Here is a 14,446-nt window from a genome sequence, read left to right on the forward strand (position 1 = left end):
AATGATTGAAGTAGGAAATGTATTGGTGCACGAAGATCTAATCAACAATGACTTTGTGTGTAATTTATCAAAATGTAAAGGAATTTGTTGTATTGAAGGCGATTCAGGCGCACCTTTATTGGAGAGTGAAAAGGCTATATTGGAGGAGATTTATCCCAAAGTAAAGCCCTATATGACCGAGAAAGGTATTGAAGCGATTGAAGAGCAAGGGAAGTATGTTGTCGATATTGATGGCGATCTAACGACCACTTGTGTTGATGGGAATAAAGAATGTGCCTATGTGACCTGGGAAAATGGCACTACAAAATGCGCTATCGAAAAAGCTTACGAACTTGGCGAGGTGCATTGGCGAAAACCCGTTTCGTGTCACCTCTATCCTATCAGGACAACACATTACCCCGAATTCGACGTACTACACTATGACCGTTGGCATATCTGTAAAGATGCATGCTCATTTGGTAAAGAATTACAGGTCCCTGTATTTAAATTTTTAAAGGATCCTCTCATCCGAACCTATGGTGAGGAATGGTACAAAAATCTTGAGAAAGCAGTCGAAGAGTTGTAACAAAATCACTATCTTTAAGCTTTAACTATTTTGGTATTTCACCCCAATTCATGTCAAAATTAAGAGAGATCCAACGTCCTATTGCCCATGAACTTGAGGCTTTTGAAAAAAAATTCAAAGCTTCAATGAAAAGCTCCGTCCCCTTGTTGGATCGCATTACACAATACCTGATCAAACGTAAAGGCAAACAAATGCGGCCCATGTTTGTGTTCTTTTCTGCTGGGATATGCAACGGAATCAATGAATCCACCTACAGAGGAGCTGCTCTCGTAGAATTGCTGCATACCGCATCACTCGTACATGATGATGTGGTAGACAACTCCTACGAACGCAGAGGTTTTTTTTCCATCAATGCTTTGTGGAAAAATAAAATTGCTGTTTTGGTGGGTGATTTTCTGCTGTCAAGGGGCCTGCTCCTTTCTGTAAAACATCAGGATTATCACTTACTAAAAATTGTATCGGAAGCTGTTGATCAGATGAGCGAAGGTGAATTGCTTCAAATCGAAAAGGCCCGTAAACTGGATATCGAAGAGTCTATTTATTTTGAGGTCATTCGAAAGAAAACAGCTTCGCTGATTGCCTCTTGCTGTGCCTGTGGATCGGCTTCTTCGAATGCAGATCAGGAGACAATCGACAAGCTCCATCAATTTGGTGAAAAGATCGGAATTGCATTTCAAATCAAGGACGATTTATTCGACTTTGGTTTAGATGACGTTGGCAAACCACTCGGCAATGACATCAAAGAGAAGAAAATGACCTTACCGTTAATCTATGCCTTGAATCAAGTGACTTCAAGTGAAAAGCGAAGGATCATTAATTTGATTAAAAACCATAATGAAGACACACACAAAGTGGCTGAAGTCATCGACTTTGTCCGCCAGAGTGGTGGGCTCGAATACGCTACAAATAAGATGCTGGAATACCAACAAGATGCTTTCCGGATCTTGGAAGACTTTCCCGACAGTGAATACAAATCGGGGTTGGAGCAGCTGGTAAAATATACAACAGAAAGAAAAAAATAAAATGAGTCACGAATTAATGTTTTTTGGCGGATTCCTCATCTTTATTGCACTTATGCTAGCAATAGATCTAGGCTTATTCTCCAAAGGCGACAAACCTGTTAGCCTAAAGATGGCTAGCATCATGAGCGCCATCTGGGTCTTATTCTCCTTGGGTTTCTATTGGCTTCTCCGTCACTATGGATTTGAATTGCACAATATCCATGACTTGGACCACCTTCAAGAAATCATTACCAAACACCACCACGATATTAAAATCATTCCCGGTGATTTAGCGGCGAGTCTCGAGCTCTACAACAAAAACCTTGGTCTGGAATATATCACCGGTTACGTTGTGGAATATGCCCTATCCGTAGATAATATCTTTGTGATGGTATTATTATTTACTTCTTTTGGCATTCCAGAGCGCTATTACCATAAAGTTTTGGTGTGGGGAATTTTGGGCGCAATCATTATGCGTTTCTTGTTTATTTTCCTTGGCGCAACCCTTATTGCTAAATTCGGCTGGATCCTCTATGTTTTTGGTGCTTTCTTGGTCTTTACAGGGGTCAAAATGTTTATCAACCGTAACCAGGACGAAGAAGTGGATCCACAGAATCACCCGGTCGTTAAATTTGCTTCCCGATACTTTAAGGTAACCCCCAAATTAGATGGTGGACACTTCTTCCATGTAGAGAACGGCGTTAAATATATGACACCGCTATTTCTTGTACTACTGGTCATAGAATTTACGGATTTGATTTTTGCTGTGGATTCTATCCCTGCAATTTTCTCGGTTACCAAAGATCCCTATGTTGTATTTTTCTCCAATATTTTTGCAATACTTGGATTGCGGTCGATGTTCTTCCTTTTGGTCAATATCATCCACAAATTCCAATACCTCAAAGTAGGTTTAGCATTTTTGCTGGTCTTCATTGGTCTAAAGATGCTGCTGCATCATTGGTTGGCCGAAGTAGGTTTTACAACAACACATTCGTTGATCGTTATTGTCGGCATACTTGTATTGAGTATCATTGCTTCGCTGCTTTTTCCGAAAAAAGCTGAACCGACTGATTAAACGACTATTGAAAGCGTACCGACGGTCATTATTCGGCGAGAAACTCCGGTAATCCGCGCGAAATTACAAACGATACAGAACACCATGGTCAGAAAGAAATTTCTGACCATTTTTATGTGATATTATGCTTTATGCATATCCTATTCTCCAGCAAAAGATTGCAGAAAACAGCAGATTTTTAAGAACAATTATTTTACAGAGGAATTTACCTTACTAAATTTTATTTATTTAATTTAGCACCACACTAAATTAACAAAATACTAACAATGAATTGGAATAAAACGATTGTACTAGCTGCTTCACTTTTCGCAGCTTCATTCCAAGTACAAGCACAAGACAATTTGATCAATGCGCTAAAAGCAAATCAAAATGACAATAGCAAATCTGGATTTACATTTACTGAAGTTATCAATCTTGGTAACACATCCATCAAAAACCAAGGTTCATCTGGTACTTGTTGGTCTTATTCAGGTAACTCTTTCCTGGAGTCAGAAATGATCCGTATGGGTAAAAAACCAGTGGAGATCTCACAAATCTATACCGCGCGCAACACGTATTTAGATAAAGCACGCACGTATGTACGCCTTCATGGCGGATTGTCATTGGGTGAAGGTGGTCAATTCCATGATGTGTTGAACTCTTTCCGTAAATACGGTACAATGCCGCAATCTGCTTACACAGGTCTTCACTACGGCACTACACGTAACAACTTTGGTGAAATGACAAATATGTTGGATGCGATGTTAGGAGCAGTAGTAAAAGGCAAAACATTAACGCCAAACTGGGAGAAAGCATATACCGCAGCGATGGATTCTTATCTTGGAGAAGTACCTGAGAAATTTGATTACAACGGTAAATCTTATACACCACGCACTTTTGCAGATCAGGTAATCGGTATCAATCCGGATGATTACGTTGGTATTGCTTCGGTAACTGACCATCCATACTATAGCCAATTCGTATTGTTGATTCCTGACAACTGGTCATTCGACCGTTTCTATAATGTTAAGATGAACGATTTAACGGACATCATTGACAATGCGTTACAAAAGGGCTATACTGTAGCTTGGGCAACTGACGTATCAGAAAAAGGCTTTTCTTGGAAAAACGGTGTAGCTTATGTGCCAGAAAAACCTTTCGAGGAAATGACAGATCAGGAAAAGTCAACGATGTTCGTTGGTCCTAAACCAGAGTTAAAAGTAACAGCGGAAGAAAGACAAAAAGCTTTCGACAACTGGCAAACTACAGATGACCACGGCATGCATATCGTAGGTCTTGTAAAAGATCAAAACGGAAAAGAGTATTACATCGTTAAAAACTCTTGGGGCACAACAAATGACTATCATGGTTATTTGTATGCGTCAAAAGAATTTGTACGTTATAAAACAACTTCTTTGATGTTACATAAAGACGGTCTAACAAAAGATTTAAAATCGAAGATAAATATCAAATAAGCGATTTATCAGTCCACGAAAACACCTCTGAAATTAATACTTCAGAGGTGTTTTTGTTTTCAGATTAATTTAATAACTTAAACATAATTATGAATCTTTTGTTGAGTGAGTATGAGAAGTATAATCGCATTATGCCTTACAATTTTATTCGGGAATTTGGCTCAGGCCCAGACCAAGGGGGTGAAATTTGTAGAAGGGTTGAGTTGGAAACAAATAAAGGAGCGGGCACAAGCTGAGAACAAGTTTATCTTCGTAGAGCTATTTGCAACCTGGTGTGGCCCATGCCAATATATGAGCAATGAGATCTTTCCCTTAGAGCAGGTGGGGCAGCCAATTAATCAGAACTTCATTAGTGTCAGGGTACAAATGGATTCCACAGAGTCCGACAATGCCAATGTCAAAAAATGGTATGCCGATGCGCGTGCTATTTCCAATGAATACAATATTCAATCCTTTCCCACATTTCTTATCTTTAATCCCAATGGGCAAGCGGTACACCGGATTGTCGGTGCAAGTGACGCTCCCGAATTTGTCGGTCATGTGATGGATGGACTCTATCCCGAAACACAGTATTACACGCTGTTAAAAAAATTCGAGAAAAGACCTCAAGATATTTATACAGCAAAGCAGATGCTGAAAGCAGCAAATATCGCTTACGATGAAAATACAGCACGAAAGGCAGAAAATACCTTAGCAAATTCATTGGGCACGGATGAACTATTCAAAAAAGAAAATGTCCATATTTTATTGGCGGCTGCCAAATTCACCAATTCAAAAGCTTTCAATCTTATTCGCAACAATAAAGAGAAAATTGATATTCTATTAGAGTCACCAGGTATTGCCAACCGTACTCTGGCAAATGTTGTCGTCAACGAATTATTTCAGATTAAAATAGATGCCAAACATGAACCCAACTGGGATAGTTATCAAAATGAACTTGCTGCAAAATATCCAGACATCGATTTCGTTCCGATGTTCAAGAAGATAAAAGCACACTACTACCTTCAGGTGAAGAATTATGTAGCCATGAAGAATACGATCAATGATTACCTTTCGTCAGAAGATTTTACTCCACATCAATTAAATACCTTTGCCTGGACTATTTTTAACAATAGTAGCGATGCTGCATGTATTGAATCCGCGTTAAGCTGGAGCAAGAAATCCATCATTGAAGATCCAAGCAGTGCATTCTTGGATACCTATGCAAACCTACTCTATAAGAAAGGAGAAAAAGAAAAAGCCATAAAGTGGCAAAACAAAGCTATTGAAATGGCCAGTGAGGACGATCGTCCTATCTATCAAGAAACACTGGACAAAATGATGAAAGGAATAAAAACTTGGGAGAACTAACCTTATCCCAACTAATGCGAACGATTAAATTAAAAATCTAAAATACCAACATTATGAAAAAATTGATTTTAATGCTATTTCTAATCCCTACCCTACTGTTTGCGCAAAGCGAGGGGGTCAAATTTGAGCATGGGCTCAACTGGAGTCAGATTAAAGAAAAAGCGGCTAAAGAAAACAAATTCATTTTTGTAGACTGTTTTACAACCTGGTGTGGCCCTTGTAAATATATGTCGAGTACTATCTTCCCACAAGCTAAAGTAGGTGATTTCTTCAATGCAAAGTTTATCAATGCAAAAATTCAGATGGATAAAACCAAGAATGATAATGAAGATGTAAAATCATGGTACGAAGAGGCCGACCGTTTTGCCAAAGATTATAAAGTTAGGGCATACCCAACTTTTCTGATCTTTGATTCAAAAGGTACCCTTGTTCATCGTATCGTTGGTGGCGGTGAAGCGGACGATTTTATAGCGAAAGCACAAAAATCACTTGATCCAAATACACAATATGAAACGCTATTAGCAAAATTTAATGCCGACCCAACTAATGTAAACATTGCTAAAAGTATGGCTATGGCAGCCAAAGAAGCTTATGATCAAGAGACACAGGCAAAAGCGGAAGGAGTCGTATTAGCGTCCTTGACTACAGATCAAATCTTTACAAAGGAGAATATCAATTTATTACTTTCGGCGGCAAATGTTGTCGATTCTAAGGCTTTTAATTTAATCAAAGATAACCCTGCTAAATTTGACGCCGTCAGTGAAAAAGTAAAAGCAAATGACTTCTTGTCCCAGCTGTTGGTTAGTAACGCCGTAAACACCAAAATCCGTGCAAAGGAAACGGTTGATTTCGCAAGCATAGAAAAAGAATTGGCGCAAAAATATCCAACTGTCAATACAGAAAAAGCAAGTCTCGAAATGCAACCACGTTATTACGGTTATACCAAAAATTACCCGGGCTTAAGAGATAGCTTCAATAAATATATTGCAAAATATGGTTCGACCATCACAGCAGCGGAATTGAACAACATGGCTTGGTCTATTTTTGAAAACTGCAATGATCCTGCCTGTTTAAAAGCAGCAGCGGAATGGAGTAAATTGTCCAATGAGAAAGAAAAAGATGCGCCGATGTATCTAGACACTTTTGCAAACATATTGTATCGCCTTGGAGAAAAAGAAAAAGCTATTAAAACGCAAGAAAAAGCAATTTCACTTATCACAGATGCTACCCAAAAAGAAGAATATGTAGCGACCTTACAAAAAATGAAAAAAGGTGAAAAGACTTGGCAATAAGAAGATATTCTAATCGTCGATGAATAAAAAAGCCGCGGTCAATAACTTGATCGCGGCTTTTTTATTCATTGCTCTACAAACAGTGCTTTGAACCAACAGATAATGCTTTGAGCACTGGAAAACTGTCTACTTACTTTAACTCTTTAATACCCATATTCCAGAGCGCGAAAGCATATTTATCAACTGTACTATTGATCAGAACTTCTGTTGACCGTCCAGCACCGTGGCCAGCTTTTGTCTCAATACGAATCAATACGGGGTTATCACACGCTTGCTTTGACTGCAGTTCGGAAGCAAACTTGTAGGAGTGCGCCGGTACCACCCGATCATCATGATCTCCGGTAAAGACCATCGTCGCAGGGTAACAAACCCCAGATTTCACATTATGCACCGGAGAATATGCTTTCAGATAATCAAACATTTCTTTGCTATCACTGACCGTACCATAATCATAGGACCAACCTGCACCAGCTGTGAAGGTATGATAACGCAACATGTCCAAAACACCAACCTCAGGCAGTGCGACCTTGGCTACTTTGGGATCTATTGTCATTGTTGCTCCAACGAGCAAGCCACCATTTGAGCCCCCCGATAAAGCAGTATACTCGGGTGATGTATAACCATTCTCCTGAAGATAATGTGCCGCGGCAATAAAATCGTTAAACACATTCAATTTGTTGAATTGTCTACCGCCATCATGCCATTTCTGACCATATTCACCCCCTCCGCGCAAATTCGGAACAGCATAAACACCACCATTGGCCAACCAAACTGCAACGGAAGTACTAAAGGCAGGTGTCAAGCTGATATTAAAGCCGCCATAACCATACACAATCGTCGGGTTTTTCCCATTTAAGACAATCCCCTTTTTGTACGTAATAATCATCGGAACCTTAGTACCATCTTTGGATGTGTAGAAAACCTGTTTCGATTCATACTGATCGGAATCAAATTTCACCTTAGGTTTGATATAAAGTGTAGACTGACCAGAATTTACGTCAAACTTATAACTTGAAGAAGGTGTAATGTAATTTGAAAAACCAAAATAGATTTCTTTTTCCTTTTTCTTACCCGAAAAACCACTCGCCGTACCCACACCAGGCAATTCTATTTGCCGAATCTTTTTACCCGTATAATCGTATTGAATCACAACCGAAACGGCATCTTTCAAATAGTTTGCAAAAAGATAGCCTCCACCCGTACTGATCGAAAGTACATTTTCAGTTTCTGGAATAACATCTTTCCAGTTCTCCTTTGCAGGATTCTTCAAATCAACTTTTACCAAACGGTTGTTGGCAGCCTTGTAGTTCGTCTCCAATAAGAAACTATCCCCAATATTGTCAACGACACCTGTATTTGCGTCAAAATGATCTTGTAAGCAGACAATCTTGCCGTTCGGCTGATTGAGATCCTGATAATAAAGTTCATTTCCTGTTGTCGTATTTGCAGCGGAAATAATCAGGTAACGTTGATCGTCTGTTAATGAAGCTCCTATATAACGTCTCGGTGTTTCAGGGCCACCAAAAATCAATTTATCTGTAGATTGGGCTGTTTTAAGTTTATGGTAGTATAATTTATGTTGGTCTGTTTTTTCAGAAAGTTCAGATCCTTTTGGTTTATCGTAACTCGAGTAATAAAAACCATCATTTCCTTTCCATGCAATACCAGAGAATTTGACATCCACTAGCGTTTCACCTACAGGCGACTTATCCTTGGCATTCAGTACAATGACTTTCCGCCAGTCTGATCCTCCTTCAGAAATAGAATAGGCGACTAAACTGCCATCCTTTGAAAACGAAACATCGGCCAATGAAGTTGATCCATCTTTCGAGAATGTATTTGGATCCAAGAAAACTTCTTCTCCTCCCGTCTCCCCTAGTTTACGATAAAGCACAGCATGTTGCTGTAAGCCGTTATTCTTAAAAAAATAAGTATATGCACCTTCCTTAAACGGAGTCCCTATTTTTTCATAATTCCATATTTCGGTTAATTGATCTTTTAATTTTGTACGGAATGGAATTGCATTCAAATAGTCAAAAGTCACTTTATTCTCTGCCTGTACCCAGTTTTTTGTCTCAGCTGAACGATCATCCTCCAACCAGCGGTAAGGATCTGCAATCTTTTCACCCCAAAATTCATCCACGACGGTTCCTTTATTTGTCTTCGGATATGTTAACTGTTGTCCATAACCGGTCGTCGCCGTACCTGCCATACCTATCATCATTAGAATAAGGCCAAAATTTTTGTTTATCATAAAAAATCGTCTACTTGTTTCAACCAACCTAAGTTTTATTCACTTAGCACCTGAAAATTCAATTTGAGTTGAATATAAATAAATTTATCGATCTCTTATCTTAAAATATACGATACACCTGCATTTTTTAACGCACAACAACCTATCCAGCAACATTATACACATATTTCTTTGCGGTATATTTTCATAGCAACCGAAATTTCTTTAGATTTATTTAAATCTTGAAAATATCACAACAATGTTTAAAAAAGTCATATATCTCTCTTTGTCAATTTCCATTCTTCAAATTGGAATAAGCGAAGCACAACAACTTCCCATAGATCAACAATATCGAGCCACTCCTACGAAGATCAACAATCTTGTCCACACCAAGCTGGATGTTCGTTTTGACTATACCAATCAATTCCTCAATGGAAAAGAGTGGATCACGTTACAACCCCATTTCTATCCAACAGATTCCCTTCGTCTCGACGCAAAAGGCATGGATATCAAACAGGTGTCGCTAGTCAATGGCCAACAATTGGTCCCTTTAAAGTATAGCTATGACAATAATTCCCTGCTGATCAAGCTGGACCGTAATTACGTTGCCAAGGAACAATATACAGTATACCTCGATTACACAGCAAAACCCAACTTATTAAAAGTTCAGGGCAGCGCAGCGATTAACGATGCTAAGGGACTATATTTTATCAACCCTGATGAGCGCGCGCCGAACAAACCTCGTCAAATATGGACACAAGGTGAGACTGAAGCATCATCAGCCTGGTTCCCGACGATTGATCGCCCCAACCAAAAGACTACAGCAGAAATCTCCATGACTGTTCTTGACAACTATGTCAGCCTATCGAATGGTGTATTGAGCAAGCAACAGAAAAATAATGACGGTACCCGTACAGATACCTGGACAATGGATTTACCACATGCCCCATATCTATTTATGATGGCCGTTGGTGATTTTAAAATCTATCAGGACAAATACAACAATATCCCCGTTGACTATTACCTTGAACCGAAATATGCGCCCTATGCCAAAGATATCTTCGGTAAGACACCAGCGATGATGGACTTCTACAGCAAGACTTTGGGTGTTCCTTACCCTTGGAATAAATATGCACAGATCGTCTGTCGCGATTATGTCTCAGGTGCCATGGAAAATACAAGTGCAACACTACATGGCGAACATGTACAAAAGACGAAACGCGAATTGTTGGACGATAATCAGGAAGGAACGATTGCGCATGAACTATTTCACCAGTGGTTTGGTGATTTGGTCACAGCAGAATCTTGGTCCAATTTAACCATGAACGAATCTTTTGCCACTTTCGGCGAAGTTATCTGGCGTGAGCACGATGGCGGTAAAGATCGTGGAGATAAATCTAGATTTGAAAAACTCCAGTCCTATCTCAAATCGACTAAAAATGGGAAAAGCCCGACTTTAGCCCGTTATTATTATCATGATAAAGAAGATATGTTTGATAATATCAGCTATGCGAAAGGCTCATTGATTCTCTATGCCCTAAAAGAGCAAATGGGTGATGAAGCGTTCTATCAATCGTTGAAAAAATACTTGACAGACAATTCCTTTAAAACCGGCGAGCCGCAACAGCTCCGTCTAGCAATGGAAGAAGTGACCGGCAAAGACTGGGCTCCGTACTTCAATCAATGGTATTACCAAGGCGGACATCCAATTTTGAAGATCACAACAAGAAACGGAGAGAACAGTGTCATACTGAATGTAGCCCAAATTCAAGATTCTACGGTACAGACTTTCCAGCTTCCCTTGGCCGTCGATATCTATACCAAAAATGGAAAGATCAGACAGACATTTCAACTCAACAGGCGGAATGCCCAATTTATGATCCCGCTACCTGCTGCTGTTGAATTTATTGATATTGATCCCGAAAAAACACTCGTGGGTCAAATTCAAATCGATAAATCAGATGCCGACTATCTATATCAATATGAGCATGCACCTTCATTTGCCAACCGCGTCGGTGCGATTGCCTATGCCTCAAAAAATCCGACAAATACCATCAGCCAGCAAATCTTAACAAAAGCATTGGCGGATACCGATGCGGATCTTGCCGCAACAGCGATTCAAGGTCTCGATCTAAGCAATCCCGCGGTCCGTAAGTCAGCCGAAAAAACCATCTTGGCACTTGCAGAGAAGTCCGAAGCCTCTGTTATCCGTGCCTCTGCGATTCAAAAGCTTGCACAGACAAAAGATAAAAAATACAAAAGTCTAATTCTGAATGCTGTAACCGACAAATCCTATATGGTTATCGCAAGTTCAATCATGGCAATAAAAAGTGCTTATCCAGATCAACTTCAGCAGTCCTTGAACCGCATTGATCCCGATGCTACCGAATATCTAAAAGCGCTGATCACCGAATTATCTAAATCATAGCAAAATATATTGTGGAGGCGAATTTTGTATTCGCCTCCATTTTTTTTAGTTTTGGCCACATGTCAACAAGAACAAAAATTTATTTTGCCTCCGACTTTCATCTTGGATCTTACCCCTTGGAACGTTCACGGGAAAGGGAGCTGCAAATTATACAGTGGCTGGACCAGGTCAAAACGGATGCTGCACAGCTCTATCTTGTTGGTGATATTTTTGATTTCTGGTTTGAATATGCGACTGTTGTCCCAAAAGGCTATATCCGCTTTTTGGGTAAATTAGCCGAAATTGCAGATCTCGGCATTCCCATTACTTTATTTAAAGGCAACCACGATATGTGGATGTTTGATTACCTCAAAAAGGAATTAAATGTACGCATCATCGACAATGAGCTGGAGTTACATCTCAACGGAAAACATTTTTACATTCACCACGGCGATGGTTTAGGTTCGGGAGATTACAAATACAAGATACTCAAGAGAGTATTTCGGAGCCGTCTCTGTCAATGGTTATTTGCACGGTTGCACCCAAATCTCGGAATCGGAATCGCGACACGTTGGTCCAAACATAGCAGGCTTTCGAATAATGAGGACGAAAAGTTTCTGGGCGAAGACAAAGAATGGTTGATCGGTTATGCAAAGGAACTGGAGTCAACCCAACATCACGACTACTATATCTTTGGCCATAGACATCTTCCCTATGATGTTGAGCTGAACTCCAATAGTCGTATTCTAAATTTAGGGGAATGGATCAATTACCATACCTATGCAGTTTGGGATGGTGAAACTTTACGTTTGGAAAAATGGGCGAGCAAATCCTAATTTCTTTATCCGATTGCCTGAATGGTTATCACTTTCTAACACCTGAAAGTGCTGCAAAATTGGAGCAGGTCAGTAAGAAAATTACGGCGAAAAGAAATAGCCTGTTGATCGAACAGGACAAAATTCAAAAAGACATCTATTTTCTGGCTTCAGGATTAGCCCGCGTTTACTACGAGACGGCCAACCGCCAGATTACCCTGGATTTTGTTTCACCCGGCGGAACACTCATATCCATGAATAGTTATGTCCATGATACACCGGGTTATGAAAACATAGACCTTTTAGAAAATAGTGTTGTTTATCAGATAGACCAAAAGCAACTTTTTGACCTCTACGAAAGTGATATTGCCATTGCAAACTGGGGAAGAAAGATGGCTGAACTTGAATTCATCAAGGCCGAACAACGAACCATGTCCAAGCTCTTTAATACTGCCCAAGAGCGCTATGCCGAGTTACTTCAAAAATACCCCCAATATATCCAGCGGATCAAACTTGGTTACATCGCCTCCTATCTCGGCGTCAGTCAAGTTACCTTAAGTCGGATTCGCGCAACTATTCACACAAATTTTTAACATTTGTAAAAATTATTATCGGCCAAAAGCTGGAACTTTGTACCAAAATAAAAAATAGAAAACGATATGAACTGGATATTTTTAATATTGGGCGGATTATGTGAAATTGGTTTCACCACGTGTTTGGGTAAAGCCAAAGATGCAACCGGGAATGGGCAATGGTTCTGGTATGGTGCCTTTGTTGTATTCCTATTTGCAAGTATGGGCTTATTGATCAAAGCCACACAGACACTTCCCTTGGGCACCGCTTATGCTGTTTGGACCGGAATAGGTGCGGTAGGTACTGTTTTAATGGGGATCTTCTTCTTTAAGGAGCCAGCAGATTTCTGGCGCATATTCTTTATTTTCACGCTGATTGCTTCCATCGTAGGACTAAAAGCAGTTTCCTCTCATTAATAGCAGGCTAGGTTGTTTAAAAGCAACAAAATTTCCTTACTTTTGTACACTCAATAGTAATCTAGGTCATACATTCCTAGAAGAAGCATTTTTGATATATGTTAGACAAATTACAAGCGATAAAAGAAAGATGGGAAGAAGTGGAAGCTGAATTGAGCAACCCTGATACCATGCAAGATATGAAACGTTTTGCCAAATTGAATAAAGAGTACAAAGATTTGGGCAAAATTGTGGACCAATACCATATTTACAAAAATATGGTGAGTAATATTGATACCAATAAGGACATCATCATGAACGAGAAGGATCAAGAACTTCGTGAGATGGCCAAAGAGGAATTGGATCTTTTATACGTAGCAAAAGAAGAAAAAGAAGAAGAAATTCGCCTAATGCTTATTCCGAAGGATCCTGAAGATGCGAAAAATGCCATTATCGAAATTCGTGGTGGATCAGGTGGTGATGAAGCAGCCTTATTTGCGGGTGACCTTTACCGCATGTACACACGTTATTTCGAAACCAAAGGCTGGCGCAACGAAGTAATGGACGTTACCGAAGGAACCTCTGGCGGTTACAAGGAGGTGATTTTAAAAGTTATCGGTGAAGACGTTTACGGACAATTGAAATACGAATCAGGAGTACATCGTGTACAACGCGTTCCAGATACCGAAACTCAAGGCCGTGTACATACCTCCGCAGCTTCAGTAGCTGTGTTACCAGAAGCTGAGGAAGTCGATGTTGAAGTGAATCCTGGTGATATAGAATTACAGACATCCCGTTCAGGTGGTGCTGGTGGACAGAACGTCAACAAGGTCGAAACAAAGGTACAGTTGACGCATAAACCGACGGGTATCGTTGTTGTTTGTCAGGTAGAACGTTCCCAATTAGCCAACCGTGAGTTAGCGATGGAGATGTTGCGGAACAAACTTTATGAGCTCGAGTTGAACAAAAAGAACGGCGACATCGCTGCAAAAAGAAAAACTTTGGTTTCTACAGGAGACCGTTCGGCAAAAATTCGCACATATAACTACCCTCAAGGTCGCGTAACGGAGCACCGTATTGGAATGACGATGTACAACTTACCGGCAATTATGGACGGTGATATTCAAGGAATTATCGATGCATTGCAGTTTGCTGAGAATGCAGAGAAGATGAAAGATGGCCAAGTAGATTAGTTTTTTTTCAAAAAATCTTTGCAGATACGTAAACAAACGCTATATTTGCACACCTTCTGAGGAGAAGGGTTGAGGTCTGGTAGTTCAGCTGGT

At 39.9% G+C, this 14,446-nt stretch carries 12 protein-coding genes; 11 read left to right on the forward strand and 1 reads right to left on the reverse strand.

Features of this window, described 5'->3' with window-relative positions:
• Position 1 precedes the first annotated feature (1 nt).
• The 6 genes from B3H30_RS18455 to B3H30_RS18480 all read left to right on the forward strand — a co-directional run bounded on the left by B3H30_RS18455 (position 2) and on the right by B3H30_RS18480 (position 6,737).
• On the forward strand, positions 2-565 hold the full coding sequence (locus tag B3H30_RS18455; protein ID WP_286834760.1) for a DUF3109 family protein: 564 nt from the start codon (positions 2-4) through the stop codon (positions 563-565).
• A gap of 50 nt (positions 566-615) precedes the next feature.
• Complete coding sequence (locus tag B3H30_RS18460) at positions 616-1,587, forward strand: polyprenyl synthetase family protein (protein WP_070563314.1); 972 nt, start codon at positions 616-618, stop codon at positions 1,585-1,587.
• A gap of 1 nt (position 1,588) precedes the next feature.
• Positions 1,589-2,641, forward strand: a complete 1,053-nt coding sequence (locus tag B3H30_RS18465; protein WP_070563311.1) for a TerC family protein — start codon at positions 1,589-1,591, stop codon at positions 2,639-2,641.
• A 266-nt stretch (positions 2,642-2,907) separates the two neighbouring features.
• Positions 2,908-4,095, forward strand: coding sequence for an aminopeptidase C (locus B3H30_RS18470; RefSeq protein ID WP_120333595.1), 1,188 nt, complete (start codon positions 2,908-2,910; stop codon positions 4,093-4,095).
• Positions 4,096-4,206: 111 nt separating this feature from the next.
• The gene (locus B3H30_RS18475) at positions 4,207-5,445 is read left to right on the forward strand and encodes a thioredoxin family protein (RefSeq protein ID WP_075990969.1); all 1,239 of its coding nucleotides are present in this window, start codon (positions 4,207-4,209) and stop codon (positions 5,443-5,445) included.
• A 53-nt stretch (positions 5,446-5,498) separates the two neighbouring features.
• Positions 5,499-6,737: a thioredoxin family protein gene (locus B3H30_RS18480; RefSeq protein ID WP_145328927.1), complete on the forward strand. Its 1,239-nt coding sequence runs from the start codon at positions 5,499-5,501 to the stop codon at positions 6,735-6,737.
• A gap of 130 nt (positions 6,738-6,867) precedes the next feature.
• On the opposite strand, the gene B3H30_RS18485 is transcribed toward B3H30_RS18480, so the two are convergent.
• On the reverse strand, positions 6,868-8,991 hold the full coding sequence (locus B3H30_RS18485) for a prolyl oligopeptidase family serine peptidase (protein ID WP_145328929.1): 2,124 nt from the start codon (positions 8,989-8,991) through the stop codon (positions 6,868-6,870).
• Between the two features lie 238 nt (positions 8,992-9,229).
• On the opposite strand from B3H30_RS18485, the gene B3H30_RS18490 reads away from it, so the two are divergent.
• The 5 genes from B3H30_RS18490 (at position 9,230) to prfA (ending at position 14,353) form a co-directional block, all read left to right on the forward strand.
• Positions 9,230-11,398: a M1 family aminopeptidase gene (locus tag B3H30_RS18490; RefSeq protein ID WP_286834761.1), complete on the forward strand. Its 2,169-nt coding sequence runs from the start codon at positions 9,230-9,232 to the stop codon at positions 11,396-11,398.
• A gap of 59 nt (positions 11,399-11,457) precedes the next feature.
• Positions 11,458-12,213: a UDP-2,3-diacylglucosamine diphosphatase gene (locus B3H30_RS18495; protein ID WP_286834762.1), complete on the forward strand. Its 756-nt coding sequence runs from the start codon at positions 11,458-11,460 to the stop codon at positions 12,211-12,213.
• Positions 12,195-12,785, forward strand: coding sequence for a Crp/Fnr family transcriptional regulator (locus B3H30_RS18500; protein ID WP_286834763.1), 591 nt, complete (start codon positions 12,195-12,197; stop codon positions 12,783-12,785). Before B3H30_RS18495 ends, B3H30_RS18500 begins: the two co-directional genes overlap by 19 nt.
• A 66-nt stretch (positions 12,786-12,851) precedes the next feature.
• Positions 12,852-13,181 carry a DMT family transporter gene (locus tag B3H30_RS18505; protein ID WP_075990964.1) on the forward strand — a complete coding sequence of 110 codons (330 nt, stop codon included), beginning with the start codon at positions 12,852-12,854 and terminating at the stop codon, positions 13,179-13,181.
• Positions 13,182-13,279: 98 nt separating this feature from the next.
• Positions 13,280-14,353, forward strand: coding sequence for a peptide chain release factor 1 (prfA, locus tag B3H30_RS18510; RefSeq protein WP_088160156.1), 1,074 nt, complete (start codon positions 13,280-13,282; stop codon positions 14,351-14,353).
• Positions 14,354-14,446: the final 93 nt, after the last annotated feature.

Origin of the sequence: Sphingobacterium sp. UBA7038, assembly GCF_002494055.1 — a bacterium.
In the GTDB taxonomy this organism is placed as follows: domain Bacteria; phylum Bacteroidota; class Bacteroidia; order Sphingobacteriales; family Sphingobacteriaceae; genus Sphingobacterium; species Sphingobacterium multivorum.